General features: G+C 63.2%; 22 protein-coding genes and 1 tRNA gene. 13 read left to right on the top strand and 10 right to left on the bottom strand.

Features of this window, described 5'->3' with window-relative positions; genetic code table 11:
- Window positions 1–88: 88 nt before the first annotated feature.
- The 3 genes from EKH55_RS11940 (at window position 89) to EKH55_RS11930 (ending at window position 2,491) form a co-directional block, all read left to right on the top strand.
- Window positions 89–1,528, top strand: coding sequence for an FAD-binding oxidoreductase (locus EKH55_RS11940; protein WP_069458111.1), 1,440 nt, complete (start codon window positions 89–91; stop codon window positions 1,526–1,528).
- A 96-nt stretch (window positions 1,529–1,624) separates the two neighbouring features.
- Window positions 1,625–2,026, top strand: a complete 402-nt coding sequence (locus EKH55_RS11935) for an EF-hand domain-containing protein (protein WP_069458110.1) — start codon at window positions 1,625–1,627, stop codon at window positions 2,024–2,026.
- An 87-nt stretch (window positions 2,027–2,113) separates the two neighbouring features.
- The gene (locus EKH55_RS11930) at window positions 2,114–2,491 is read left to right on the top strand and encodes a DUF488 domain-containing protein (RefSeq protein WP_069458109.1); all 378 of its coding nucleotides are present in this window, start codon (window positions 2,114–2,116) and stop codon (window positions 2,489–2,491) included.
- Window positions 2,492–2,496: 5 nt separating this feature from the next.
- Here the strand turns inward: EKH55_RS11930 and EKH55_RS11925 are convergent, their stop codons facing one another.
- Window positions 2,497–3,561, bottom strand: a complete 1,065-nt coding sequence (locus EKH55_RS11925; protein WP_069458108.1) for a GlxA family transcriptional regulator — start codon at window positions 3,559–3,561, stop codon at window positions 2,497–2,499.
- A 157-nt stretch (window positions 3,562–3,718) separates the two neighbouring features.
- On the opposite strand from EKH55_RS11925, the gene EKH55_RS11920 reads away from it, so the two are divergent.
- The gene (locus EKH55_RS11920) at window positions 3,719–4,294 is read left to right on the top strand and encodes an OsmC family protein (RefSeq protein ID WP_106407811.1); all 576 of its coding nucleotides are present in this window, start codon (window positions 3,719–3,721) and stop codon (window positions 4,292–4,294) included.
- A gap of 113 nt (window positions 4,295–4,407) precedes the next feature.
- Here EKH55_RS11920 and EKH55_RS11915 read toward each other — a convergent pair whose 3' ends face one another.
- Window positions 4,408–5,661, bottom strand: a complete 1,254-nt coding sequence (locus EKH55_RS11915; RefSeq protein ID WP_069458107.1) for a saccharopine dehydrogenase family protein — start codon at window positions 5,659–5,661, stop codon at window positions 4,408–4,410.
- Window positions 5,662–5,695: 34 nt separating this feature from the next.
- On the bottom strand, window positions 5,696–6,796 hold the full coding sequence (locus EKH55_RS11910; RefSeq protein WP_069458106.1) for a carboxynorspermidine decarboxylase: 1,101 nt from the start codon (window positions 6,794–6,796) through the stop codon (window positions 5,696–5,698).
- 628 nt (window positions 6,797–7,424) lie between these two features.
- Here EKH55_RS11910 and EKH55_RS11905 point away from each other — a divergent pair.
- On the top strand, window positions 7,425–8,126 hold the full coding sequence (locus EKH55_RS11905; RefSeq protein ID WP_151611564.1) for a hypothetical protein: 702 nt from the start codon (window positions 7,425–7,427) through the stop codon (window positions 8,124–8,126).
- 343 nt (window positions 8,127–8,469) lie between these two features.
- Here EKH55_RS11905 and EKH55_RS11900 read toward each other — a convergent pair.
- From EKH55_RS11900 to xylF, 4 genes are all read right to left on the bottom strand, one after another.
- A tRNA-Arg gene (locus EKH55_RS11900) sits at window positions 8,470–8,546 on the bottom strand.
- Between the two features lie 208 nt (window positions 8,547–8,754).
- Window positions 8,755–9,540: an ATP-binding cassette domain-containing protein gene (locus EKH55_RS11895; protein WP_034856632.1), complete on the bottom strand. Its 786-nt coding sequence runs from the start codon at window positions 9,538–9,540 to the stop codon at window positions 8,755–8,757.
- A gap of 11 nt (window positions 9,541–9,551) precedes the next feature.
- A complete protein-coding gene (locus EKH55_RS11890; protein ID WP_069458103.1) occupies window positions 9,552–10,865 on the bottom strand; it encodes a sugar ABC transporter permease in 1,314 nt (437 codons plus the stop codon).
- A 250-nt stretch (window positions 10,866–11,115) separates the two neighbouring features.
- Entirely contained in the window at window positions 11,116–12,156 is a 1,041-nt protein-coding gene (gene xylF, locus EKH55_RS11880; protein WP_069458102.1) for a D-xylose ABC transporter substrate-binding protein, read from the bottom strand.
- A gap of 277 nt (window positions 12,157–12,433) precedes the next feature.
- Between xylF and EKH55_RS11875 the strand changes: the two genes are divergently transcribed.
- On the top strand, window positions 12,434–13,651 hold the full coding sequence (locus tag EKH55_RS11875; protein ID WP_069458101.1) for an ROK family transcriptional regulator: 1,218 nt from the start codon (window positions 12,434–12,436) through the stop codon (window positions 13,649–13,651).
- A 66-nt stretch (window positions 13,652–13,717) separates the two neighbouring features.
- On the opposite strand, the gene iolG is transcribed toward EKH55_RS11875, so the two are convergent.
- Complete coding sequence (iolG, locus tag EKH55_RS11870; protein WP_069458100.1) at window positions 13,718–14,710, bottom strand: inositol 2-dehydrogenase; 993 nt, start codon at window positions 14,708–14,710, stop codon at window positions 13,718–13,720.
- A 347-nt stretch (window positions 14,711–15,057) separates the two neighbouring features.
- On the opposite strand from iolG, the gene EKH55_RS11865 reads away from it, so the two are divergent.
- Window positions 15,058–15,288 carry a hypothetical protein gene (locus EKH55_RS11865; RefSeq protein ID WP_069458211.1) on the top strand — a complete coding sequence of 77 codons (231 nt, stop codon included), beginning with the start codon at window positions 15,058–15,060 and terminating at the stop codon, window positions 15,286–15,288.
- Window positions 15,289–15,316: 28 nt separating this feature from the next.
- Here EKH55_RS11865 and EKH55_RS11860 read toward each other — a convergent pair whose 3' ends face one another.
- A complete protein-coding gene (locus EKH55_RS11860) occupies window positions 15,317–15,763 on the bottom strand; it encodes a hypothetical protein (RefSeq protein ID WP_151611563.1) in 447 nt (148 codons plus the stop codon).
- A gap of 66 nt (window positions 15,764–15,829) precedes the next feature.
- Window positions 15,830–16,804 (bottom strand): LysR family transcriptional regulator, encoded by a 975-nt coding sequence (locus tag EKH55_RS11855; RefSeq protein WP_069458098.1) that lies wholly within the window; start codon window positions 16,802–16,804, stop codon window positions 15,830–15,832.
- Between the two features lie 273 nt (window positions 16,805–17,077).
- Here EKH55_RS11855 and chvE point away from each other — a divergent pair, with 273 nt between their 5' ends.
- The 6 genes from chvE (at window position 17,078) to araD (ending at window position 25,639) form a co-directional block, all read left to right on the top strand.
- Window positions 17,078–18,145 (top strand): multiple monosaccharide ABC transporter substrate-binding protein, encoded by a 1,068-nt coding sequence (chvE, locus tag EKH55_RS11850; RefSeq protein WP_069458097.1) that lies wholly within the window; start codon window positions 17,078–17,080, stop codon window positions 18,143–18,145.
- A 187-nt stretch (window positions 18,146–18,332) separates the two neighbouring features.
- Window positions 18,333–19,868 carry a multiple monosaccharide ABC transporter ATP-binding protein gene (gene mmsA, locus EKH55_RS11845; RefSeq protein ID WP_069458096.1) on the top strand — a complete coding sequence of 512 codons (1,536 nt, stop codon included), beginning with the start codon at window positions 18,333–18,335 and terminating at the stop codon, window positions 19,866–19,868.
- Window positions 19,868–21,082, top strand: coding sequence for a multiple monosaccharide ABC transporter permease (gene mmsB, locus EKH55_RS11840; RefSeq protein ID WP_069458095.1), 1,215 nt, complete (start codon window positions 19,868–19,870; stop codon window positions 21,080–21,082). Before mmsA ends, mmsB begins: the two co-directional genes overlap by 1 nt.
- A gap of 148 nt (window positions 21,083–21,230) precedes the next feature.
- Window positions 21,231–22,226 (top strand): AraD1 family protein, encoded by a 996-nt coding sequence (araD1, locus tag EKH55_RS11835; protein ID WP_069458094.1) that lies wholly within the window; start codon window positions 21,231–21,233, stop codon window positions 22,224–22,226.
- Between the two features lie 64 nt (window positions 22,227–22,290).
- Entirely contained in the window at window positions 22,291–23,724 is a 1,434-nt protein-coding gene (locus EKH55_RS11830; protein ID WP_069458093.1) for an aldehyde dehydrogenase family protein, read from the top strand.
- A 169-nt stretch (window positions 23,725–23,893) separates the two neighbouring features.
- Window positions 23,894–25,639 (top strand): L-arabinonate dehydratase, encoded by a 1,746-nt coding sequence (gene araD / locus EKH55_RS11825; RefSeq protein ID WP_069458092.1) that lies wholly within the window; start codon window positions 23,894–23,896, stop codon window positions 25,637–25,639.
- The last annotated feature ends 110 nt before the right edge of the window (window positions 25,640–25,749 follow it).

Here is a 25,749-nt window from a genome sequence, read left to right as displayed (position 1 = left end):
CCGGGGCCGGCCTTGCTTGCGGGCCGACCTACAAGGGCGCAGAATGCTCGACTGCTGGGGCAGAGGTCCACCGCGGGAGGAGCGGATCATGAACGATATGAGCCTCACCAATCTGCAAGCAGGAAAAACAACCGTCGGCGCCGCGGCTGTCGAAGCGCTTCAAGGCCGATTGCGCGGGCGGGTGCTGAAGCAAGGTGATCCGGGTTACGAGGAGGCGCGCTCGATCTGGAATGCGATGACCGACCGCAGGCCCGGCTTGATCGTGCAATGCGCCGGCGCGTCCGACGTCATCAATGCCGTTCGCTTCGCGGCGGAGAGCCAGTTGCTGGTGGCGGTGCGGGGCGGCGGCCACAACATCGCCGGCAATGCCGTGTGCGACGGCGGGCTGATGATCGACCTCTCGCCCATGAAATCCGTGCGCGTCGATGCGACGACGAAACGGGCCTGGGTGGAACCCGGCGCGACGCTCGCCGATGTCGACAAGGAAACCCAGGCCTTCGGACTGGCGCTGCCCGTCGGCATCAACTCCACCACCGGCATTGCGGGACTGGCGCTTGGCGGCGGGTTCGGCTGGACCGCGCGCAAATTCGGCCTGACCTGCGACAACCTGCTCTCCGCGGACGTGGTGACGGCGAACGGCGAGCTGCTGCGCGCGAATCCCACGGAGCATCGCGACCTTTTCTGGGCCTTGAAGGGCGGCGGCGGCAATTTCGGCGTCGTCACGGCTTTCGAATTCGCCCTGCACGAGCTCGGCCCAGAGGTGCTTTCGGGGCTGGTCGTGCACCCCTTCGACGATGCGCGCCAAGTCCTTGCGCAATACCGGCAGGCGCTGGAGGCGGCGCCGGACGAACTCACCTGCTGGGTCGTCCTGCGTCAGGCACCACCGTTGACGTTCATTCCTGAGGAGTGGCACGGCAAGGAAGTCGTGGTGCTCGCCATCTGCTATTGCGGTGACATCGCGGCGGGCGAGAAAGCAACGGCCGCCCTGCGCGCGATCGGCAATCCGATCGTGGACGTGGTCTCGCCCCATCCCTTCCTCGCCTGGGAGCAGGCTTTCGATCCGCTGCTGACGCCGGGGGCCCGCAACTACTGGAAGAGCCATGATCTCCTCGAGCTTTCCGACGCAGCGATCGATGTTCTGATCGAGGCGATCCGGAAGCTGCCGGGGCCGGAATGCGAGGTTTTCATCGGCCATGTGGGCGGCCTGGCTGGCCGGATCGCGGCGGAGGAGACGGCATTTCCGCAGCGCCATTCGCATTTCGTCATGAATGTGCATGCCCGTTGGCGCGAACCGGCCATGGACGAGACCTGTATCGGGTGGGCGCGCCAGGTTTACGAGGCGATGAGGCCGCATGCCGCCGGCACCGTCTATGTCAATTTCATGCCGGCCGATGAGGTCAACCGGGTGGAGGCGGCCTATGGCGGCAATTATCACCGGCTCGTCGAGGTCAAGCGCCGCTACGATCCTGGCAATCTGTTCCGCATGAACCAGAATGTGCAGCCGGTAGACGCCCGCGGAGCGGCATGAACCGGAGAGGAGGCCGCGACGCAAGCGCGGGGGGGGGTCAAGCGCAAGGCGCGCTTTCCCGCCCACCCTGTTCTGTCCAACCAAAGGAGGAATCTCATGTTATCGATGCGATTGCCAGCGGTGGCCGCCCTCGCTGTCATCATGACCCTGGGCTCGACGAACATCGCCGCCGCCCAGGCGGCCGATGCGCCTCAGGAACCGGAGGCCGCGCCGGAGGCGCCGCAGGCGGAAACGCCGGATCAGGCGCCCCAGGCGGGGCAGCAGCGCGCGATGCCGCGCGACATGATGCGGCAGGGCCGTATGGGATATCACGGCCGGATGATGGGGGGACGCGGGCACATGATGAAGATGATGTTCGCGATCGCCGATGCCGACGGCAACGATGCGCTCTCCTTCGAGGAGATCAGCACCATTCACAAGCGCATTTTTGACGCGATCGACGCCGACGGCAATGGCGAGGTGACGCAGGAGGAGGTCGAGGCCTTCATGCGCGAATAGCGTCCGCTGAGGCGCCGCATCTCGCCCGGACTCTTGCATTCGGGCGGGATGGGTGGTCACTTCACGTAAAGTGCTTCCGGGGGACGGATGGGGGAACTGCGACTGAAACGTGTCTATGAAGCGCCGGGGCCGGACGACGGAACGCGCATTCTCGTCGACCGGCTGTGGCCGCGCGGCATCGCCAAAGAGAAGGCGCGGATCGACCTCTGGCTGAAGGAGATCGCGCCGAGCGACGCGCTGCGCAAGCGCTTCCATGGCAAGCCGGACGACTGGGAGGCGTTCTGCGAAGCCTATGCCGGCGAACTGGAAGGCGGGGCTGCACAGGCGGCGGCGGCAGGCGAGCTTCTCGACCGGCTGGCGCAAGGACCGGTGACGCTGCTTTATGCGGCGCGCGACGAGAGCCGCAACAATGCGGTCGCGCTGAAGGATTGGCTGGAGCGACGGGGGGAGGGGTCGCCGGGGTAGCGGTCTCAGCTGGCGCGGGCATGCCCCTCGGCAGCTTCCCGCTCATCCCGGCTGTCGGCCGCCAGGGAGATAGAGCGAAACATTCGCCGGTATTCTGCGGTTGTCAGCCCGGTATGGCGCTTGAACAGCCGCCGGAAGAAGGCCGGGTTCTCGTAACCGACTTCTGGCGCGATATCTTCCGACGAAGCCCCGCCGCCGGCTTCCAGGAGTCGTTTGGCCTCTTCGATACGCAGGTTCTGTACGCGCTCCATCGGGGTCGACCCGGTCGCCGCCTTGAACCGTCGCTTCAGGCTTCGTTCGGCGATGCCACAAGCGGCCACGGCGCCCGCGACCGGATTTGGCAGCCGGAAGTTGGCGGCGAGCCATTCCTCGGCCCGTCGGACCGCCGCATCCGCATGCGGCTGGTGCCGCACCAGGCTCGTATAGGGAAGCTGACCCTCCCCGTGCCATTTCAAGAGATAGACCTTGGCGATCCTCAGAGCTTCGCCGGGACTGCAATGACGCGCGACGATGTGGATCACCAGATCGTGCCAGGAGGTCGTGCCGCCGGCCGTGACGATGCGGCCGGCGGGATCGCCGAAGACCAGGTTGGGGGTTGGATTGAAGCGCACGTCGGGAAAGCGCCGACGGAAGAGATCCTGATATCCCCAATGCGATGTCGCCTCGCGACCATCGAGCAAACCGGTTGCCGCAAGTAGCACCGAACCGGAGCAAGCGGAATAGATGGTGCTTCCCTCCCGATAGCGATCGATTATCCATTGCTTCACTTGCGGATAGCGTGTGCGCATGTCGTCGTCGGGGGCGAGCCAGAGTTCAGGCACGATCACGATGTCCGCGTCGCGCGCCTCTTCCATTGCGAGATCGGGGGAGACCGGAATGCCGTTTCCGCAGCGGAACGATTGCCGTGACGGGGAGACGATCATTGGACGTATGAGCCCGACGCCGGGTTCCGCGCCCACCAGTTCCCGCCAGAGCGTGCCTGTCGCGGCGAGGACGTCGACAATTCCGTAGAGCGCGGAGCCTGCGGTTTCCGGCAGGGCCACGATGAAGGCTTTGACGGCTGGTTTCACGCTAACCGCTCCATATTGGCACGAAAGGATCGCTTTCGGCCAGAATCGTCCTAAAGCCAACGCGCCTCAAGCCCTAGTCTGATCTTCGTTGGCATTGCCCGATTGCAGACCGCTCGGCGATGCGAGCCAAAGCAGATCAAAGGAATGGAGATGAGCCATGAATGAGCACGTCGTGAACAGCGTCCGCGTAAACGGTCTCAATGTGCAGGCAGCGCTTGAGACGATCGCCGCGATCAAGGCGGACAAAAGCCTCGCCCGTTTCGAATTCCGGGCGCGCAACCGGTGGATCGACGGCGGGGAGAACCGCTCGACCATCAAGGATTTCTACGGGGCCGGGCGTGAAGACTGCTCGCGCATGTCGGCATTCGAGTTCACCAATGGCGAGCCGCCGGTGCTGCTCGGAAACAATGAAGGCGCCAATCCTGTCGAATTTCTTCTGCATGCCCTGGCGGGTTGCGTCACGACGACCTTCATCTTGCATGCGATGGCGCGCGGGATCACCGTCCGTGAGCTCCGGACAGAGCTCGAAGGAGACATCGACCTGCAGGGGCTGCTCGGTCTCGACGACGCCGTTTCGCCCGGATATGAGCAGATCCGCATCCGCATGCATGTCAAGGCGGACTGCCCGGAGAAGGATCTTGACGATCTGCTGGCCTACACCCAGCAGCATTCGCCCGTCTGCAATACGGTCTGTCGGCCCGTGCCGGTCATCATCGAGCGCGCGATGGATTAGCAAAGCCGCCGCCGGATGTCGCCGGAGACGCGCTGCAAGTCAAAGTGACACAGGACGGCGTTTCGTACAGCGAGACCGCACCGATTCCTCGATCGGTGCGGCCTCCACGCGCTTTAGGCCGCGGCCATTTCGAAGCTCACCGCCCGGTCGCCGTTCTCATCCTTGATGCGGGTCGGCAGGCCGATGCGGTTGAGGATGTCGATAAAGGGCTTCGGCGGCAGTTCCTCGACATTCGCCATCTTCTTCACGTCCCACTCTCCGGTGGCGATCAGCATGGCCGCGGCCACCGGCGGCACGCCGGCGGTGTAGGAGATGCCCTGGGAGCCGACCTCGTTGTAGGCTTCCTTGTGATCGGCGACATTGTAGATGAAGACCGTTCGCTCCTTGCCGTCCTTGATCCCCTTCACGAAGTCGCCGATGCAGGTCTTGCCTTCATATTCCGGCGCGAGCGACGCCGGATCCGGCAGGCAGGCCTTCACGAGTTTGAGCGGGATGACCTCCAGCCCCTCCGCCGTCGTGACCGGCTGCTCGGAGAGCAGGCCGATGTTCTTGAGGACGGTGAAGACGTTGATGTAATGGTCGGAGAAACCCATCCAGAAGCGCACGTCCGCGCCGTCCATGTTCTTGGCGAGCGAGTGCACCTCGTCATGGCCGCAGAGATAGGCCTTGCGCTTGCCGACCACCGGCAGGTCGTATTCCTTGCCGATCTCGAACATCCGGTTCACCTGCCACTCATTGTTCTGCCAGGAATAGACGACGCCGGTGAACTCGCGGAAATTGATTTCCGGATCGAAATTGGTGGCGAAGTACTTGCCGTGGCTGCCGGCATTGATGTCGACGATGTCGACATCCGTCACCTTGTCGAGATACTCGTCCTTGGCAAGCCGCGCATAGGCGTTGACGACGCCCGGATCGAAGCCGGCGCCGAGGATGGCGGTGATGCCCTTTTCCTCGCATTCGGCGGCGCGCTTCCACTCGTAATTGCCGTACCACGGCGGCGTCTCGCAGATCTTGCCGGGCTCTTCATGGATGGCGGTGTCGACATAGGCGGCGCCCGTGTCCATGCAGGCGCGAAGAACCGACATGTTGAGGAAGGCGGTGCCGACATTGATGACGATCTCCGCGCCGGTCTTCCGGATCAGTGCCTTCGTCGCTTCGATGTCGAGCGCGTCGAGTGCATGGGCCTCGAGCACGCCCGGCTGTTTCAACGCCTTCTTCTCATGGACCGACTCGATGATCCTGTCGCACTTCGCCCTGGTGCGCGAAGCGATATGGATGTCGCCGAGCACGTCGTTGTTCTGGGCGCATTTATGCGCCGCCACCTGTGCGACGCCGCCGGCGCCGATGATGAGCACGTTCTTCTTCATTTTGCGGGATATCTCCTTCTATCCGGATAAGGCCTCAGGAGAGGCTCTGTTCGTAATCCGCGTAGGTGAATTCGCGGACCGTTGTGATGCTGCCATCGAGTTCCCTGATGGCGATCGCCGGCATCTTCACGCCGTTGAACCAGTTCTTCTTGACCATGGTGTAACCGGCCGCATCCTCGATCGAGATGCGGTCGCCGACCTTCAGTTCCTTCTCGAAATCGAACTCGCCGAAGATATCGCCGGCAAGGCAGGACTTGCCGCAGACCATGTAGCGGTGTGGGCCCTTATTCGGCCGAAGCTTGGCACTTTCGCGGAAGATGAGCAGGTCGAGCATGTGCGCCTCGATCGAGGAGTCGACGATGGCGAGGTGTTTGCCGTTATAGAGCGTATCGAGCACCGTCACCTCGAGCGTCGTCGATTTGGTGATCGATGCCTCGCCCGGCTCCAGATAGACCTGAACCCCATAGTCGCCGGAAAAGCGCTTCAGCCGTTCGGCGAAGCACTCGACCGGATAGTCCTCGCCGGTGAAATGGATGCCGCCGCCGAGGCTCACCCATTCGGCCTTCTTCAAGAGCGGCGCGAACCGCTCCTCGATGACGCCGAGCATGCGGTCGAAGAGGTCGAAATCGGCATTCTCGCAATTGTTGTGGATCATGAAGCCGGAGATCCGCTCCATCACCCGCTCGACCTTGGCGACATCCCACTCGCCGAGGCGGGAGAAGGGCCGGGCGGGATCGGCGAGATCGAAGCTCGAGGAGCTCACCTGCGGGTTGAGGCGCAGGCCCCGGGCGATGCCGGAAGCCCTGTCGGCGAAACGCTCCAGTTGGCCGATCGAGTTGAAGATGATCTTGTCGGCGTGGCTGACGACCTCGTCGATCTCGTAATCCGCATAGGCGACCGAATAGGCATGCGTCTCACCGCCGAAGCGCTCATGCCCAAGACGAACCTCGTTGAGCGAAGAGGAGGTGGTGCCGTCCATGTAGTCGCGCATCAGGTCGAAGACCGACCAGGTGGCGAAGCATTTCAGCGCGAGCAGCGCCTTGGCGCCGGATGCCTCTCGCAGCCGCGCGATCTTCTCCATATTGCGGAGGAGCCTGGACTTGTCGATCAGGTAATAGGGTGTCGTCAGATGCATGATGTTTTCTTGCAATTTGCCTTGGATCGCCGGGACGGCCTCGGCGAGCGGTAACCCTGAACGCGGGGTGCGCGGGCGGCGCCTCCGGTTGAGGATCGGGATCGATGGAATTGGAGGCGACGTTACGTCGGAATCGTCGCCGCGGCCCGGCGACAGGCCGGCTCCTCACAAGATTTCCCCGGGAGCGCTACATCAGCGCGCATCAAAAAGCGTTCTTCCGTTCGGGGGGCATCGACCGAGCCCATCCCCGATTGGAAGAGGGCGTCGTCAGCCATGGCGTCCTCTCCAACCAGCAGATGAAACCTGCAAATTGGGCGGGTCTGTAGCATAGGGGGTGGGGGAGGGCAACATGGGTGGGTGCTTGATTGAGGCGGCGTCAGGGTAAGCACGTCGAGGATGTTCATAGCTCTGTCAGCATTCCTAGGAGCGCCAACTTCCTCTCAGCTTGCCATGGAAGGCAGCCGTCACATCCGGGCTCAGCTTTTGCCAGCTTGCGATTTCTAGCAGGTTCGCCAAGGCCTCTTCGACAACACGCCTAAAGCGGTGGCCCCGCAGCGAGCGCTTTGAGGATTGCTGTCAACGGACTAGGTTGGAACGAAAGAGCCGCAGACCAAGGAGACAGATCGTAGTGAAACCAGATAGCGACGCACTCGACGATTTCTATGCGGCGCTAAAAGAGGGGCTTGCGGTGGACGACTTCTTGCGGCGGCGCAAACAAATCTTTCAGTTCGTTAAGTCAATCGGCCTTATTGACGACTACGTGCTCGGGCGCAGACGGATGGCCAAGCTGCGCGATGAGGTCACCCCCGCTGCCCGATTCGTCAGGGGACATGCCCGGCCTGATGACGAAATTCAATTCGCCTTAGATGGTACTTATCCTGATTGTGTCGTCCGCAATCGGCACGGCTGCAAGCGAGAGATTGAGGTCACCGTCGCACGGGCCCAGGAACGGCTTGCACTGATGGAGCGGGCGATCAAGGGCGGCGAAGTACGCGGGATCATCAATGTTCAGGATCACGAAGAGCTGGTCGTCTTTAGGCGCCCTGCGGAGCACGCCGGCGATCCGGACAAGGTGGGAGCATATTCGACCGAGCAGCTTTTCAGCCTTATCGTCGATGCTGTGGAGACACGCGCCAAGAGAAAGGCTCGTCACAAAGGAGACACGCTGCTTATTGAAATACTGCCGGATATGTATGCCTTGACCGATGATCGGGTTCGTGATCTGGAAGCTCTGCTTCTCCAGAGCGAAGAAGTGAAGCGACTTTCCTTTTCAGACGTCTATGTTCTTGGTTATGGTCACCAAGGCGATATCTGTATGAAGATAAAATGAGCCGTAGGTTGGCTTCTGACGTTAGCTGGTAACGCATGGCACCGGGGGACGCGACCGTGTTCGCGGCCCACTTGATGGCGTTCGAGAGGGCGACCGAGGGCAAGGCGCATCGCGCTCCTTGGCGCGCAGCCCGCGGTGGCTTCAGCTATGATATTGAAGTTGAGCTTGTCGTGCTCGATCAATTGTGTAGTCAGCGGCAATGGGGCTTTCCGCGCATAACCATGGGTACGAGATTGATGCTGATCTGTGCCAAAGGCAGCGCCGTGTCACACCAAAGACAGCGGCGCGCAAACATTATAATAGCGACGATTGCCCATAACAAACCGAAGACATAGCCAAGAAATGGCGCACCCGACAGGATTCGAACCTGTGACCTTTGGAATCGGAATCCAACACTCTATCCAGCTGAGCTACGGGTGCATCCGTTGGCGGCCAAGGCCGCCGAAGCAGGCTGTGAGCGGTTCTTAGCCTAGCTTGCGCCGCGCTTCAATGGTCAATTGCAGGAGATCGTGGGGGAAATTTGATTTCGCCTGCCGGCCTGTGTTCCCCATGCATCGCTCGCGGCGAGGTATCACCCCAAGGAAAATGCCGCATCCTCGAGGGATGCGGCATTGGGAGGCGAGGCGGCTCAGGCCATCTGCATCGCGCCGGGGCCGGGGATGGCCTTGGGCGGCACCTTGCCCATGATGATCATGCCGAGCACTTCGTCCTTGGTCACGTCCTCGGTGCGGGCGTGGCCGACGACCTGGCCGTTTTTCATCACCGAGACGCGGTCGGCGAGGTCGAAGACGTCGTGGATGTCGTGGCTGATCAGGAAGATGCCGATGCCCTCGCGCTTCAATTGCTTGATGAGCTCGCCGACCTGCGCCGTCTCCTGGGGGCCGAGCGCCGCCGTCGGCTCGTCCATGATCAGGATGCGGGCGTCGAAGAGGATGGCGCGGGCGATTGCCACTGATTGCCGCTGGCCGCCGGAAAGCGCCTTCACCGGCTCCTTGAAGCGCTGGAAGTTGGGGTTCAATCGCCCCATCACCTCGCGGGCCTTCGCCTCCATCGCCACGTCGTCGAGCGTGCCCCAGGGGGTGCGCAGTTCGCGGCCGAGATAGAGGTTGGCGGCGGCGTCGACATTGTCGGCGACGGCGAGCGTCTGGTAGATCGTCTCGATGCCGTATTTCTTGGCGTCGCGCGGATTGCTGATCTCGGCCGGCTCGCCATTGATCAGGATCTCCCCGGCATCGCGCCGGTAGGCGCCCGAAAGGATCTTGATCAGCGTCGATTTGCCGGCGCCGTTGTGGCCGAGAAGGGCCACGACCTCGCCGGGGTAGAGATCGACGGAGGCGTTGTCCACCGCATGGATGCCGCCGAAGGAGATGGAAATGTTCTTCATTTCCACGAGCGGAGTGCGTTGTTCGGTCATGTTCGAACTCCTTACTTGGCGCGGGCGCGGTAAACGGTGTCGAGCCAGACGGCGGTGACGAGCACGACGCCGACGACGATGCGCTGCAGCGGGCTGTCGATGCCGACCAGCACCATGCCCGACTGCAGCGACTGCATGACGAGCGCACCGAGCATGGCGCCGGCGATCGTGCCCATGCCGCCGGCAAGCGAGGTGCCGCCGATGACGGCCGCGGCGATCGTGTAGAGCTCGTCGAGCTCGCCTTGCGCATTGGTGGCGGCGTTGAGACGGGCCGTCGATATCGCGGCGGCGACGGCGCAGAGCATGCCCATCAGCGCGAAGATGCGGACGGTGACCCAGCGGGTCTTGATGCCGGCGAGTTCGGCCGCCTCCGGATTGCCGCCGATCGCGAAGACGTAGCGGCCGAAGCGCAGGCGCGTCGAGATGAAGGTCATGATTATGCCGATGACGATCGCGATCAGCACCGGAACGGCGATGCCGTGGGCGATGAAGAGGCCGCCATCGGGCCAGGCGATGCTGTTTGCCTCCGCGTAGCGGCGTGCGATGTTGACCGGCCAGGGGTAGCTGTTGACGATCGCCACCGCGCCGAGCACGAGGGCACAGCCGACCACGGAGAGGAAATACTCGGCCCAGACCGGGCGGAGCGGGAAGCCGAAGCGTTTGCGCTGCCGGCGCGAGTGCAGGATGCTGGCGACGATCGCCACGCAGGCGATGACGCCGACGATCCAGCTCGCGGTCGCGCCAATCGAGCCGGCGGTGCCGCCGCCCATCAGGCGGAAGGTCGCGTCCATCGGCGCGACGGTGCGGCCGCTGGTGACGAACCAGGTGGCGCCGCGCCAGACGAGCAGGCCGCCGAGCGTGACGATGAAGGACGGCACGTTCAGAAAGGCGATGATCATGCCGTGCAGCGCGCCGATCGACGCACCGAGGGCGAGGCCGGCCAGAAGCGTGATGACCCAGGTGGCAGGATGATTGAAGCCGAGGAGCTGCGGCAGGAGTTCCGCCTGCAGCACGCCCATGATCATGCCGACGAAGCCGAGGATGGAGCCGACCGAAAGATCGATGTTGCGCGTGACGATGACGAGCACCATGCCGGTCGCCATCACGGCGATCGAGGCGGTCTGGACGGAAAGGTTCCAGAGGTTGCGCGGCGTCAGGAAGAGGCCGCCGGAGAGCATGTCGAAGCCGAGCCAGATGATCAGCATCGCGCCGACCATGCCGAGCAGGCGGGTGTCGATTTCGGTGGCGCGGAAGAAGCGCTTCACCGGGCTTTCGGTGGCGCTGCGGGCGCGATTGAAATGTGCGGTATTCGTCGTGTCGGCCATGGCCGCCGTCCCCCACTTGTTCTGCTTTCACGCGGGTCGCCCTTGGGCGTCGCCATCTTAGCACCCGCAAGACAAGAGCGATCGGACCTCACTGCATGTCTCCTTAAATCGTCCTCGATTTAAGGAGAAAGACATGCAGCAACTCAAAGTGCTGCAGCTACCTTTGCGCGTCTGATAAGACGCGCGGCGCTGTAAGCAAACGCCGCAACGGTCTGCCGTTGCGGCGTCGATGAGGTCAATGCAAGGGCCGTCAGTTGCAGGCTGCAACCGAGCCGCCAGGAACGCCCTGGCAGGCGGCGTCCTTGGAAATCCAGCCGGCGTCGATGACGACGTTCAGATTGTCCTTGGTGATCGGCATCGGCGCCAGGAAGACCGACTTCATCTCGACGCCCTTCGGACCGCCGTTGAAGGTCTGTACGCCTTCGATCTCGTCCATGGTCTTGCCGCCGGCGAGTGTTGCGGCGATCTCGGCCGCCTTCTTGCCGAGTTCGCGGGCATCCTTCCAGACGGAGACCGTCTGCGTGCCGAGGGCGACACGGTTGAGCGCGGCGTGGTCGCCGTCCTGGCCGGAGACCGGAACGGAGCCGGCAAGACCCTGGGCGGAAAGCGCCGCGATCGCGCCGCCGGCGGTGCCGTCATTGGAGGCGACGACCGCATCGACCTTGTTGTCGTTGGCGGTCAAGAACTGTTCCATGTTCTTCTGGGCGTTTTCCGGCTTCCAGCCATCGGTATAGGCTTCGCCGACATTCTTGATCTTGCCGGCGTCAACCGCTTCCTGCAGCACTTCCATCTGGCCGGCGAAGAGGAAATCGGCGTTCGGATCGGAGGAGGAGCCCTTGATGAAGACGTAATTGCCTTCCGGCTTCACCTTGAACACCTCGCGCGCCTGCATGCGGCCCACTTCCTTGTTGTCGAAGGTGATGTAGAAGGCGTCCGGGTTTTCGATCAGGCGGTCATAGCCGACGACCGGGATGCCCTCAGCGGTCGCCTTTTCGATCGCCGGCGCAATCGCGTCGGAGTCCTGCGCCAGCACAATCAGCGCATTGGCGCCCTGGGCGATCAGCGACTCGATGTCGGTCAGCTGCTTGGCGGCGGAGGACTGCGCGTCGGCCGAGATATACTTGTCGCCGGAGGCTTCAAGCGCGGCCTTGATTGCGGCCTCGTCGGTTTTCCAGCGCTCTTCCTGGAAGTTCGACCAGGAGACGCCGATGACGAGGTCCTTGGCGAGCGCTGCGGAATGCATGGATGCGATGATGGCGGCACCCGCCATCAGCTTCAAAACGGATTTCATTATTTACCTCCCAATGGCTTTGAGTTGATGCGCACGAACCCTCCCGCGCGCACCCGACGAGCCGTTTGATGCTGTCTCGAAGATCGCTGCCACGACTGGCAGGCCTTTTTTCTCGACAGTCGAGAAAATAAATGTCAGAGTTTTGAAAGGCTGTCAACAAGGGCACTTCAGGACTTCGAAACTGCATGTCTCCCGGGCATGGGGTTCTTGTTCAGGCGGTCGCCGCTGCTTTGGAGGAGTATGTGTTTCAAGCGGGCGCTACCGGCGGGGGCGAGGAATGCTGACCAAGTCCAGCACCGAACTGGTGCGTCAGCAGAACTCGGCCCTCGTGCTTTCGGCGCTCCGCCGCAGGGGCGCGCTCGCCCACACGGAAATCGCCGAGCAGACCGGCCTTGCCTCGGCGACGGTTTCCGCGATCACCGCCGAACTGGAGCGCATCGGCGCGATCGCCAAGAGCGAGCATCACGTCCAGGGGGGCAGGGGCCGGCCGCGCGTGCTCTTCGCGCCGAAACGCGACTGCGGCTACGTGATCGTCGTGCGGATTTCCTCCGATCTCGTGCAATATTCCCTCGCCGATTATGGCGGCGTGCTGCTCGACCGTTTCGACGAGGCGCGCGGCGAGGATCATGCCGGTGCGGCCGCCTTCGGGCGCCGTTTTGCGGCGGCGCTCGAGCGCCTGCTGGCGCGCTCCGGGATCGCCAAGGCGCAGGTGCTGGCCGTGTCCATCAGCAGCAAGGGGCTTGTCGCCGCCGATGGAGCGCGGCTCATCTGGTCGCCGGTCTTCGGCAATGAGGAACTCGATTTCGCGGACCTGCTCGGCGACGGGTGGCGCGGGCGGATCATGCTCAGCAACGAGACCCTGCTCGTCGCCCAGGCGCTTGCGGTGCAGGCGGAGAACAAGGGTGGAGCGCCGAGAGCGCTGGCCGCCATCTCGCTCGGCCACAGCATCGGCCTGGGATTGGCGAGACGGAGCCGCTCAGGCGAGTTCGACGTCTCCGCACCGAATTTCGGTCATATGCTGCATGCGGCCACGGCCGGGCTCTGTCGCTGCGGCGCCCATGGCTGCATCGAGGCGGCGGCGGGCTTCTACGGCATCCTGCGCACCGCCTTCGAGGTGCCGTCCGACACGATACCCGCGAAATTCGTGCCGCTCGTGGAGATGGACAAGATCGCTGCCGGCGCGCGCCAGGGCCAGCGCATGGCCGGCTATGCCTTCCGTCAGGCGGGTCTTGCGCTCGGCATCGGCATTTCCCGGCTCATCAGCCTTTACGAGCCGATGCCGATCTTCGTCACCGGTCCGGGCTTGCGCTATTTCGATCTGCTTCAGAAAGGCGTGGAGGAGGGGCTGCAGCAATCGCTGCAGGTGCGGCTGCAGGGCATGCCGGAAATCGCCGTCGCCACCGATGAGCAGCAGCTTGCCTTCGACGGGCATCTGAACCGTGCTCTCACCGCGGTCGACGGCGACATCGCGGCGGCCGGGCAGCAGGCCGCGTGACGCGCTGCCGGACAGGAAAAGGCCGGGCATCGCGCCCGGCCGTCTCGATCAGGTTTACGATCTGCGTCAGTCGAGGCTGATCTGGCGCTTTTCGGCGACCGACTTCACGGCCGCATCGGCGAGCGCCAGGGCGGCGAGGCCGTCCTTGCCGGAGGGGCTGATTTCCGCGCCCTTTTCGATCGCGGCGATGAAGCTCTCGATCTCGTTGGCGTAGGCCTCGGTATAGCGGGTCATGAAGAAATCATGCAGCGGCGGGCGCGTATAGCCTTCGCCATTGGCGATTTCGATGGAGACGGGGCGCTGGTTCTCGGCCGAAACGGCACCCTTCGAACCGTGCACCTCGATGCGCTGGTCGTAGCCGTAGGTGGCGCGGCGCGAGTTGGAGATGATCGCCTGCTTGCCGGACGCCGTCTGCAGGATGACGGAGACGCTGTCGTAGTCGCCTGCTTCGCCGATCGCCTCGTCGACGAGGACGGCGGCTGTTGCCGTCACCGAAACGGGCTCCTCGCCGAGCAGGAAGCGCGCCATGTCGAAGTCATGGATGGTCATGTCGCGGAAGATGCCGCCGGAGCGCTTGATATAGTCGACCGGCGGGGCGCCCGGATCGCGCGACGTGATCGTCACCATCTCGACGTCGCCGATCCTGCCCTCGTCGATCGCCTTGCGCACGGCCATGAAATGCGGGTCGAAGCGGCGGTTGAAGCCGACCATCAGTTTCGCGCCGGTCTCGGAAACCACCTTCATGCAGGCCTTGACGCGGTCGACGTCGAGATCGATCGGCTTCTCGCAGAAGATCGCCTTGCCGGCGCGGGCGAAGCGCTCGATCAGATCGGCATGCGTGTCCGTCGGCGTGCAGATGACGACGGCGTCGATATCGCCGGCCGCCTCGATCGCCTCGATGGTGCGGACCTCGCAGCCATAGGCCTTGGCAATCGCCTCGGCGGCGGCCGGGAAGGCATCGGCGACGGCGACGAGAACGGCGTCCGGATTGCCGCTGACGGCTTTCGCGTGAACCTTGCCGATACGTCCGGCGCCCAGAAGACCAAATCTTACTGTCATCTTCGTTTCTCTCGAATTCCGGTCCGCAACCGGGTTGGGGCGCGATGATATGCCGCTCATCGCGCAAAGGCGTCACGGGACGACCGGCCCCGCGAATAGCAGATCAATGGGGGAAATATAGTGGCGCTTCCCGCCCCGGTTCCTCTCCCATGCCCTTCACCCTGACTCCGCCTGCACATCTTTGCGCATATCGGAACGAAATGGCCATCCGCCAAATTTTCAGAACGTTTATTCCATTTTGTCCGAGTGACGTCAAGATGGCGGGCTACGGCTGCGACAGGATTTTACCCAGGCTCGGTTACGGGCTAAGGAAATGTCTGTTGGCCGTTAACTTCAGAGGCATGAGCATGATCAAATTCATCGATCCGGACCACCCTTTCTATCGGCCCTTGTGGATCCGGCTGCTGATCGTCGGCCTCTGCGCGGTGTGGACGGGCGTCGAGTTCTATGGCGGGCAGATGATGTGGGCGACGATCTTTCTCGTCGTCACCGCCTATGCCGGTTCTGCTCTCCTCGTCTTCTACCGGCCGAAGGAGCCGGAGGAAAAAGAGGCGGGTGCGCCTGACGAGCCGAAGTGATGGGGGTAGCGCGGATCGAATCAACCGTTCAAGGCCGGACAAGCCGTCTCGTCGCTTCGTCGATCAGCATGTTGGCGAGTTTCATGCGAACGGTCGCATTCGCCCGGAATTCTGCCGTCAGCCTGTCCGGATGGTTCGCCGCGGCAAAGTGCCTGCGCTTGGCCGCAAGCGTCAGGGTGGTTTCGTCTTCCGCGATCGCCAGCTCTTCGGCGACATCGGCGAGGCTCGTGCGCTTCAGATGGGCGGGCATGACCGGCGGCTCCGTCCTCTCGGCGGGTGCCAGCTCTCGATAGGCCCGGGCGACGGCGTTGAGGGCTGGCGTGGCGCAGGCGGGCGTCGCCATGACGAAGGCGGGTGATCGATCGATCGGCGAACGCCACGCCTGGACGTCGCCGGCTGCGTCCCCGTCCCCTTCCATGTCTCGCTCGGCCTTGAGGCGCTCGACCACCGACTGGAACACCGACATGCCGAACATGAAGCCTCCGCAAATCCCTTTTCGACCATCGGGCCATCCTGCCGGGCGAAGGTTATGCGGGCCTGATCACATGCGGCTTTGCTTCAGGATCAGGTCGTAGAGCAGCTTGGCGCTCGGGGGAAGCGCCCGGCCCTCGGCGGTGATCAAGCCGTAGGGTTTGATGCGGACCGGGAACTCGGTCTTGAGGATGCGGATCTCGCCGGCCTGGGTGCCGTTGCCGGCCACCAGCCGGGCGACGTCGAGCGCGACCGGGGCAATGGCGTTGGTATTGCGCACGATCGACAGCGTCAGGATGATGGAGGAGGTGTTGATGACGGTCGCGGGCAGCCGGACGCCTGCGGAGAGGAAGCTGTCTTCGACGGCGCGGCGCAGGAGCGTGCCCGGCGGCTGGAACACCCAGTCGTAACCCGGCAGGTCGTCGGCGCTCACCGAGGCTTTCCCGATCAGCGGATGACCTTCCCGTACGATCAGACAGACCTCCTCGAAGCCGACCTCGACGACGTTAAACAGGCGCGGATTTAGGTCGTCCGGAATGCGGCCGATGACGAAATCGTGGCGGGCGGCGAGCAATTCCCGCGTCAGCACATTGCTGTTGTCGATCTGCACGTTGATCTCGATGCCGGGATAGGCGGTGGAAACCTGGCGGATCGCAGGGACGGCAAGAGCGAGCGCCGGGCCGGTAACGGAGCCGAGCGAAACCGACCCGCCGCTGCCGCTTTTCAATTCATTGATTTCGCGGGCGGCCTCGCGTAATTCAAGAAAGATGGTGCGGGCCCGCCGGGCAAGCGCCTCGCCGTAGCGGGTGAGTTCGACGCCGCGGGCGACGCGCGCGCAGATCGGCGCCTTTACGATGGCTTCGATTTCCGCGAGCATGCGCGAGGCGGCCGGTTGCGAAATGCCGAGCGATTCGGCGGCGGCGCTGATGCGGCGATGGTCGTCGAGCGCCAGCACGAGGCGCAGGTGATTGATCTTCAATCCCGACCGGAAAAGGCCGGCATCGAGCGGTTCGCCCGCGGGTGCAATCGTGCTGTCGGGGACCATTCTTTCGAACTCGTTTATCAAGAGATTCAAAAATCACACTCTTTGTTAGTGGTATACCAATTTTGGTATGCATGCAAAGCGATATTGTATTTGACAGTTATGGCAATTGATTCCAGTTTCGCAGCCTGTGCGACAGCGCATGCGGGAGTATGTAAGAGGGGAGGGCTTCCTTCATCTTGAAACGCCGCCGGAGACCGGAGTCTCGGCAGGCGGGTTCGCTGTGCATAGGCGGGGGGCTCTGGCCCGCCGCTTCAACACTCAGGGAGAGATCTGATGAAATTTGTTACTTCGCTTCTCGCAGCCGCGGCCGTGACCGTCGCGTCTTTCGCTGCGCCGGCATTCGCCCAGGACAAGGGCATGGTCGGCGTCTCCATGCCGACGAAGACGTCCACCCGCTGGATCTCCGACGGCGAAACCATGGAGAAGCTGTTCAAGGAAGCCGGCTACACGCCGGATCTGCAATTTGCCGACGACGATATTCCGAACCAGCTGTCGCAGATCGAAAACATGGTGACGAAGGGTGCGAAGGTTCTCGTCATCGCCGCCATCGACGGCACCACGCTCTCCGACATCCTGCAGAAGGCTGCCGATTCGGGCGTCAAGGTCATCGCTTACGACCGGCTCATCCGCGATTCGGGCAATGTCGACTATTACGCCACCTTCGACAACTTCCAGGTCGGCGTGCTGCAGGCAACCTCGCTCGTCGAAGGGCTGAAGCTCGACGAAGCCACCGAACCGAAAAACATCGAACTCTTCGGCGGCTCTCCGGACGACAACAACGCCTTCTTCTTCTATGACGGCGCGATGTCGGTCCTGCAGCCGCTGATCGACAGCGGCAAGATCGTCGTCAAGTCCGGCCAGATGGGCATGGACCAGGTCGGCACGCTGCGCTGGGACGGTTCCGTCGCCCAGTCCCGCATGGAAAACCTGCTGTCCTCCACCTACACGGATGCCAAGGTCGATGGCGTTCTTTCGCCCTATGACGGTCTCTCCATCGGCATCATCTCGGCCCTGAAGGGTGTCGGCTACGGTTCCGGCGACCTGCCGATGCCGATCGTCACCGGCCAGGACGCCGAACTGCCGTCGGTCAAGTCGATCCTCGCCGGCGAGCAGTATTCGACGGTGTTCAAGGACACCCGCGAACTCGCCAAGGTCACGGTGAACATGGTCAACGCAATCATGGACGGCAAGGAGCCGGAAGTGAACGACACCAAGACCTATGAAAACGGTGTCAAGGTCGTTCCGTCCTACCTCTTGAAGCCTGTTTCGGTCGACAAGACGAACGCCAAGGAAATCCTCGTCGGCTCCGGCTACTACACCGAAGAGCAGATCGACAACTGATCCAGTCGAAGGGGTCCGCGGTGACCGCGGGCCCCTTTTGTCTGAGCCGACCGGCCTCTAGCGGATGCACGTCGGTCGCTCCAAAACTTTGAACTGCTGCACGTTCGCCGGGTGGTGAATCCGGAATTGGCGCAGCGGGAGGAAGCCTGTAGTCTCTCGCGAGAGACTGCCGCTGGAATGGCTGATTATGGACAATATCATTCTCGAAATGCGGGGCATCACGAAGACGTTTCCCGGCGTCAAGGCGCTGGACAATGTCTCGTTCAAGGTCCGCGAAGGCGAAATTCATGCCCTCGTCGGGGAGAATGGCGCCGGCAAGTCGACCTTGATGAAGGTCCTGAGCGGCGTCTATCCCGCCGGCACCTATGAGGGCGAAATCCACTACGACGGCGAAGTCCGCCGCTTCAGCACGATCGCCGACAGTGAAGAACTCGGCATCATCATCATCCACCAGGAACTGGCGCTGGTGCCGCTGCTTTCGATCGCCGAGAACATTTTCCTCGGCAACGAAGTCGCCAACAAGGGCGTCATTCACTGGCCGCAGACTTTCGCGCGGACGCAGGAGCTCTTGAAGAAGGTCGGGCTGAACGAGTCGCCGGCGACGCTCATCACCGATATCGGCGTCGGCAAGCAGCAACTGGTGGAGATCGCCAAGGCGCTCTCCAAAAAGGTCAGGCTTCTGATCCTCGACGAGCCCACCGCATCGCTCAACGAAAACGACTCGGACGCGCTCCTGAAGCTCCTCATGGAGTTCCGCAACCAGGGCATGACCTCGATCATCATTTCGCATAAGCTGAACGAGATCAAGAAGGTCGCGGACCAGATCACCATCCTGCGCGATGGCGGCACCGTGGAAACGCTCGACTGTCACAAGGAAGACGTCAGCGAGGATCGGATCATCAAGGGGATGGTCGGGCGCGCGCTCGAGGATCGCTATCCGCCGCGCGAGCCGAAAATCGGCGATACGCTGCTCGAGGTGAAGAACTGGAACGTCTTCCACCAGCAGCACCGTGACCGGCAGTTCCTGCACGACGTCAGCTTCAAGGTCCGCGCCGGCGAGGTCGTCGGCATTGCGGGGCTGATGGGAGCCGGACGCACCGAAACGGCGATGAGCATTTTCGGCCGCTCCTGGGGCCACAAGATCACCGGCGAGGTGACCATGCGCGGCCAGCCCGTGGATGTGAGCACCATCCCGCGGGCGATCAAGGCGGGGCTTGCCTATGTGACGGAAGACCGAAAGCAACTCGGTCTCGTGCTGATCAACAACATCATGCACAACACCACGCTCTCGAACCTCGGCGCGGTTTCCGCAAACGGCGTCATCGACGAGCGCAGGGAGGCGAAGGTCGCGTCCGATTATCGTTCCAAGCTCCGCATCCGTTCGCACTCGATCTATCAGGAGGCGGTGAACCTGTCGGGCGGCAACCAGCAGAAGGTCGTGCTGTCGAAGTGGCTGTTCACCAATCCGGAGGTCCTCATCCTCGACGAGCCGACGCGCGGCATCGACATCGGCGCGAAATATGAAATCTACACCATCATCAACCAACTCGCGGCCGAGGGCAAAGGCATTCTGATGATCTCGTCGGAAATGCCAGAGCTGCTCGGAACTTGCGATCGCATCTATGTCATGAACGAGGGACGCATCGTGGCCGAGCTTTCCAAGGAAGAAGCCAGCCAGGAAACCATCATGCGTGCCATCATGCGTTCAGGGGAGAAACACTAATGGTCGCCGATACGAGCACCCACACCACCAAACCGTCGATCGGGGACTACCTCAAGAACAACATCCGCGAATACGGCCTGCTGGTCGCGCTCGTGATCATCATGCTGTTCTTCCAGTTCGTGACCAACGGCGTTCTCTTCAAGCCGGTCAACATCACCAACCTGGTGCTGCAGAACTCGTTCATCGTCATCATGGCGCTCGGCATGCTGCTGATCATCGTGGCGGGCCATATCGACCTCTCGGTCGGCTCGATCGTCGCCTTCATCGGTGCCGCCTCGGCCATCATGCTGGTCAAATGGGGACTGCCGGCTTTCGTCGTCATTCCCGCCTGTCTCGTCGTCGGCGGCATCATGGGGGCGGCCCAGGGATATTGGGTTGCCTATCAGAAGATCCCGGCCTTCATCGTGACGCTGGCGGGCATGCTGGTCTTCCGCGGCCTCACCTATGTGGTGCTCGGCGGCCGTCCGATCGGCCCGTTCCCGAAGGAATTCCAGATTCTTTCGACGGGTTTCGTTCCGGATTTCCTCTATTTCCTGAACCCGAGCCCGGATGTCATCAAGAACATGGTGGCGCTCGTGGCGGTGCTGCTGCTCGTCGGCTATGCGATCTATGCGGGCCTGCGCGACCGTCGGATCAACGAGCAGCACGGCACCGACAACGAGCCCTTCATCTTCTTCGCCACGCAGATGGCGGTGATCGCCGTCGTCGCGCTGTTCATCGGCTTCCAGCTCGCGACCTATCGCGGCCTGCCCAATGTTCTCGTCGTCATGGGTGTCCTGATCGCTCTCTACACTTTCATCACGACGCGCTCGACCGTCGGTCGCCGGGTCTATGCGATGGGCGGCAATGAAAAGGCGGCGAAGCTCTCCGGCATCAACACCGAGAGGCTGACCTTCTATGCCTTCGTGAACATGGGTGTGCTCGCGGCACTGGCCGGGATGATCATCACGGCGCGGTTGAACTCGGCGACCCCGAAAGCCGGCGTCGGCTTCGAGCTCGACGTGATCGCGGCCTGCTTCATCGGCGGAGCGTCGGCATCGGGCGGCGTCGGCAAGATCACCGGTGCGGTGATCGGCGCCTTCATCATGGGCGTGATGAACAACGGCATGTCGATCATGGGCATCGGCATCGACTACCAGCAGCTCATCAAGGGCCTCGTGCTGCTCGCAGCCGTGTTCTTCGACGTCTACAACAAGAACAAGGGCAAGGGCTGACCGGTTCGCCGGTCGGCCGCCTTACCTCGCAGATGAAATGGCAGCCCAGGCTGCCGGAGCCGGGCGGTCACGGGGCCGCCCCGAAGGCGGCGCGTTGCCTTCGCCGTGAAGGCACATCGCCCGGATCCAAGTCAGGAAGGACAGGAACGTGCTGATTTCTCAGATCAGAATGCAAGACGGATCGGTCGCGGTCGCGGTGCGGGTGCCCGGCGAAGCGGCGCGCGTCGTCAAGGGCGCAGAAAGCGTCTATGCGCTCGCCATGGAGGCGGCGAACGGGGGCAAGAGCCTGAAGGACGTCGTCGATGCCAAGGGGCTGGCCGAAGCCGTCGATCTCGAAAAGGCCTATGCCGAGGGGCGGATGCTGCCGCCGATCACCCATCCCGATCCGGCGCATCTGCACCTGACCGGAACCGGCCTGACGCATCTCGGCTCCGCCGCGACGCGCGACGCCATGCACAAGAAGACGACCGAGGCGGCGGAAGAGACGCTGACCGATTCGATGAAGATGTTCCGCATGGGGCTCGAAGGGGGCAAGCCGAAGCCTGGCGAAAAGGGCGTCCAGCCGGAATGGTTCTACAAGGGCAACGGCAGCGCCGCGGTCGCGCCCGGCCAGCCGCTGACGTCGCCCTTCTTTGCGGAGGACGGCGGCGAAGAGCCGGAAATGGCGGGGATCTATGTCATTTCCGACAAGGGCGTGCCCTATCGGCTCGGCTTTGCCGTCGCCAACGAGTTTTCCGACCACAAGACAGAGCGGGTCAACTATCTGTGGCTGGCACATTCGAAGCTCAGGCAGGCGAGCTTCGGTCCGGAGATCCGCGTCGGCGCCGCGCCCGATGACATTCGCGGTACCTCGCGAATCTTGCGCGGCGGCAAGGTCCTGTGGGAGAAGCCTTTCCTTTCCGGAGAGGCGAACATGTCCCACAGCTTCGCCAATCTGGAATACCACCACTTCAAGTATGAGCTCTTCCGAGTGCCCGGCGACGTGCATGTGCACATGTTCGGCACTGCAACGCTGTCCTTCGGCGACGGCATCCGCACGGAGGCGGGCGATGTTTTCGAGATCGAGGCCGCAGGCTTCGGTCTGGCGCTGCGTAATCCGCTGGCGATCTCCGAGGAAGAAGAAATCGCAATCCACCAGCTCTGATATGTAAAACGACTGGCTGGCCGCGACGGGCGGCCGCTTGCGACAAGACAAGGAGGCTGAAGCCATGACACTTCACCAGAACCTGATTGCCGGCGAATGGGTCGGCGGCGACGGCGTTGCCAACATCAATCCGTCGAATACCAACGACGTCGTCGGCGAATATGCCCGGGCAAGCGCCGAGGATGCGAAAGCCGCGATCGCCGCGGCGAAGGCGGCCTTTCCGGCCTGGTCGCGCTCCGGCATCCTTGAGCGCCACGCAATCCTCAAGAAGACCGCCGACGAGATCATGGCGCGCAAGGACGAGCTTGGGCGGCTCTTGTCGCGGGAGGAGGGCAAGACGCTTGCCGAAGGCATCGGCGAGACGGTGCGCGCCGGCCAGATCTTCGACTTCTTCGCCGGCGAGTGCCTGCGCCTGGCCGGCGAGGTCGTCCCGTCGGTGCGCCCGAACATCGGCGTCGAGATCACCCGTGAACCGGTCGGCGTCGTCGGCATCATCACGCCCTGGAATTTCCCGATCGCCATTCCGGCCTGGAAGATCGCGCCGGCGCTTTGCTACGGCAACACCGTCGTCTTCAAGCCGGCGGAGCTGGTGCCGGGCTGCTCCTGGGCGATCGTCGACATCCTGCACCGCGCCGGCCTGCCGAAAGGCGTCCTGAACCTCGTGATGGGCAAGGGCTCGGTCGTCGGCCAGGCGATGCTCGACAGCGCGGACGTCCATGCGATCACCTTCACCGGCTCGGTCGGCACCGGCAAACGCGTGGCGATGGCCTCGGTCGAGCACAATCGCAAGTTCCAGCTGGAGATGGGCGGCAAGAATCCGTTCGTCGTGCTCGACGATGCCGATCTGTCGGTGGCGGTCGAAGCGGCGGTCAACTCCGCCTTCTTCTCGACCGGCCAACGCTGCACGGCCTCGTCGCGGATCATCGTCACCGAGGGCATCCACGACAGGTTCGTCGCGGCGATGGGTGAGCGCATGCGGGGCCTCGTCGTCGACGACGCGCTGAAGGCCGGCACCCATATCGGCCCGGTGGTCGATCAGGGCCAGCTGAACCAGGACACCGACTATATCGCCATCGGCAAGCAGGAGGGGGCGCAGCTCGCCTTCGGCGGCGAGCTGATCACGCGCGATACGCCCGGCTTCTACCTGCAGCCGGCGCTGTTCACCGAGGCGACCAACGCCATGCGCATCTCTCGCGAGGAGATCTTCGGACCGGTCGCCGCGGTTATCCGCGTCAAGGACTATGACGAGGCGCTCGCTATCGCCAACGACACGCCCTTCGGGCTCTCCTCCGGCATCGCCACGACGAGCCTCAAGCATGCGACGCATTTCAAGCGCAATGCCGAAGCCGGCATGGTGATGGTCAACCTGCCGACGGCGGGCGTCGATTTCCACGTCCCCTTCGGCGGTCGCAAGGGCTCCTCCTACGGCCCGCGCGAACAGGGCAAATACGCCGCCGAATTCTACACAACCGTCAAGACAGCCTACACCCTGGCCTGATCGACCGGGCCGGGATGCGGGTGGAATTCCGCATCCCGGCCCACAGCGCCGCACGTCTCGTCAGACGTGTAGCCCTTTGAATTGCTGCATGTTCCCGACATCATGTCGATTAGGGGAAATACAGCGGGCCAGCCCGTTCCGCCCGTCCCCGGGCCTGAAGGAAGAAGAGATGAAGAAGAAAGCTGAGTGGCCGCGCAAGCTGCGATCGCAGGATTGGTTCGGCGGTACGGGCAAGAACGCCATCATGCATCGCTCCTGGATGAAGAACCAGGGACTCCCCGCCGACACCTTCGACGGGCGGCCGATCATCGGCATCTGTAACACCTGGTCCGAGCTCACCCCCTGCAACGCGCATTTGCGCGATCTTGCTGAACGCGTGAAGCGCGGGGTCTACGAGGCAGGCGGCTTCCCGGTGGAGTTCCCGGTCTTTTCGACCGGCGAGAGCACGCTTCGCCCGACGGCGATGATGTTCCGCAATCTCGCGGCGATGGATGTCGAGGAGGCGATCCGCGGCAATCCGGTCGACGGCGTCGTGCTGCTCGGCGGTTGCGACAAGACCACGCCCAGCCTTCTGATGGGGGCAGCCAGCGTCGATATCCCGGCGATCGTCGTCTCGGGCGGTCCGATGCTCAACGGCAAGTGGCGAGGCAAGGATGTCGGCTCGGGCACGGCGGTCTGGCAGTTCTCGGAAATGGTCAAATCCGGCGAGATGACGCTGGAGGAGTTCATGGATGCCGAGCAGGGCATGGCCCGATCGGCCGGTAGCTGCATGACCATGGGCACCGCTTCGACCATGGCCTCGATGGCCGAAGCGCTGGGCATGACGCTTTCCGGCAATGCCGCCATTCCCGCTGTCGATGCGCGCCGCCGGGTGATCTCGCAGCTCACCGGCCGCCGTATCGTCGAGATGGTCAAGGAGGATCTGAAGCCCTCCGACATCCTGACGAAACAGGCCTTCGAAAACGCCATCCGCGTCAACGGCGCCGTCGGCGGCTCGACCAATGCCGTGCTACACCTGCTGGCGCTTGCGGGCCGCATCGGCGTCGATCTTTCGCTCGACGATTGGGACCGGCTCGGCCGCGACGTGCCGACGATCGTCAACCTGCAGCCCTCCGGAAAATATCTGATGGAGGAGTTCTATTATGCCGGCGGTCTGCCGGTGGTGATCAAGGCGGTCGCCGAGATGGGACTCCTGCACAACGACGCCATCACCGTCAGCGGCGACACGATCTGGAACGACGTGAAGGGCGTCGTCAACTACAACGAGGACGTGATCCTGCCGCAGGAGAAGGCGCTCACCGCGTCCGGCGGCATCGCCGTCCTGCGCGGCAATCTGGCGCCGCGCGGCGCCGTGCTGAAGCCGTCGGCGGCATCGCCGCACCTGATGCAGCACAAGGGCCCCGCAGTCGTCTTCGAGAGCATCGAGGACTATCACGCCCGCATCAACCGCGACGATCTCGACATCGACGAAAACTCGATCATGGTGCTGAAATATTGCGGACCGAAGGGTTATCCGGGCATGGCCGAGGTCGGCAACATGGGCCTGCCGCCGAAGGTCCTGAAGAAGGGCATCACCGACATGATCCGCATTTCGGACGCGCGCATGTCGGGAACCGCCTACGGCACCGTCATCCTCCACACGGCACCGGAAGCCGCCGAAGGCGGGCCGCTGGCGCTGGTCGAGAACGGCGACCTAATCGAGGTCGATATCCCGAACCGCAAGCTGCACATCCATGTCTCGGACGAGGAGTTGGCCCGCCGCCGCGAAGCCTGGATCTCGCCGGTCAAGCCGCTTGTCGGCGGCTATGGCGGCCTCTACATCAAGACCGTCATGCAGGCCGACACCGGCGCCGACCTCGATTTCCTCGTCGGCGCACGCGGTGATCGCATCCCGATGGATCGCGACAGCCATTGAGGTGGGGTGAGGCGAGGGCGGTTGCCCGCCGCGTCGCTTCGCCACCCTGCGCCTTCCCTTGAATAGCCGCGATCGTGAAGATGGATCGAGGCGGCGCCACATCTACCTTC

It is taken from the genome of Sinorhizobium alkalisoli (assembly GCF_008932245.1).
Classification (GTDB): Bacteria; Pseudomonadota; Alphaproteobacteria; order Rhizobiales; family Rhizobiaceae; genus Sinorhizobium; species Sinorhizobium alkalisoli.
This window is presented reverse-complemented; position numbering and strand designations above follow the sequence as displayed.

What these genes read in the sequence shown, in the direction of transcription:
- EKH55_RS11855 (WP_069458098.1), bottom strand. Translation starts at nt 16,804, where the DNA reads ATGGTCCCCGACAGCACGATTGCACCCGCGGGCGAACCGCTCGATGCC.
- mmsA (WP_069458096.1), top strand. Translation starts at nt 18,333, where the DNA reads ATGGACAATATCATTCTCGAAATGCGGGGCATCACGAAGACGTTTCCC.
- araD (WP_069458092.1), top strand. Translation starts at nt 23,894, where the DNA reads ATGAAGAAGAAAGCTGAGTGGCCGCGCAAGCTGCGATCGCAGGATTGG.
- EKH55_RS11930 (WP_069458109.1), top strand. Translation starts at nt 2,114, where the DNA reads ATGGGGGAACTGCGACTGAAACGTGTCTATGAAGCGCCGGGGCCGGAC.
- EKH55_RS11860 (WP_151611563.1), bottom strand. Translation starts at nt 15,763, where the DNA reads ATGTTCGGCATGTCGGTGTTCCAGTCGGTGGTCGAGCGCCTCAAGGCC.
- EKH55_RS11920 (WP_106407811.1), top strand. Translation starts at nt 3,719, where the DNA reads ATGAATGAGCACGTCGTGAACAGCGTCCGCGTAAACGGTCTCAATGTG.
- mmsB (WP_069458095.1), top strand. Translation starts at nt 19,868, where the DNA reads ATGGTCGCCGATACGAGCACCCACACCACCAAACCGTCGATCGGGGAC.
- EKH55_RS11895 (WP_034856632.1), bottom strand. Translation starts at nt 9,540, where the DNA reads ATGACCGAACAACGCACTCCGCTCGTGGAAATGAAGAACATTTCCATC.
- xylF (WP_069458102.1), bottom strand. Translation starts at nt 12,156, where the DNA reads ATGAAATCCGTTTTGAAGCTGATGGCGGGTGCCGCCATCATCGCATCC.
- EKH55_RS11830 (WP_069458093.1), top strand. Translation starts at nt 22,291, where the DNA reads ATGACACTTCACCAGAACCTGATTGCCGGCGAATGGGTCGGCGGCGAC.
- iolG (WP_069458100.1), bottom strand. Translation starts at nt 14,710, where the DNA reads ATGACAGTAAGATTTGGTCTTCTGGGCGCCGGACGTATCGGCAAGGTT.
- EKH55_RS11890 (WP_069458103.1), bottom strand. Translation starts at nt 10,865, where the DNA reads ATGGCCGACACGACGAATACCGCACATTTCAATCGCGCCCGCAGCGCC.
- EKH55_RS11910 (WP_069458106.1), bottom strand. Translation starts at nt 6,796, where the DNA reads ATGCATCTGACGACACCCTATTACCTGATCGACAAGTCCAGGCTCCTC.
- EKH55_RS11875 (WP_069458101.1), top strand. Translation starts at nt 12,434, where the DNA reads ATGCTGACCAAGTCCAGCACCGAACTGGTGCGTCAGCAGAACTCGGCC.
- EKH55_RS11915 (WP_069458107.1), bottom strand. Translation starts at nt 5,661, where the DNA reads ATGAAGAAGAACGTGCTCATCATCGGCGCCGGCGGCGTCGCACAGGTG.
- chvE (WP_069458097.1), top strand. Translation starts at nt 17,078, where the DNA reads ATGAAATTTGTTACTTCGCTTCTCGCAGCCGCGGCCGTGACCGTCGCG.
- EKH55_RS11940 (WP_069458111.1), top strand. Translation starts at nt 89, where the DNA reads ATGAACGATATGAGCCTCACCAATCTGCAAGCAGGAAAAACAACCGTC.
- EKH55_RS11865 (WP_069458211.1), top strand. Translation starts at nt 15,058, where the DNA reads ATGATCAAATTCATCGATCCGGACCACCCTTTCTATCGGCCCTTGTGG.
- EKH55_RS11935 (WP_069458110.1), top strand. Translation starts at nt 1,625, where the DNA reads ATGTTATCGATGCGATTGCCAGCGGTGGCCGCCCTCGCTGTCATCATG.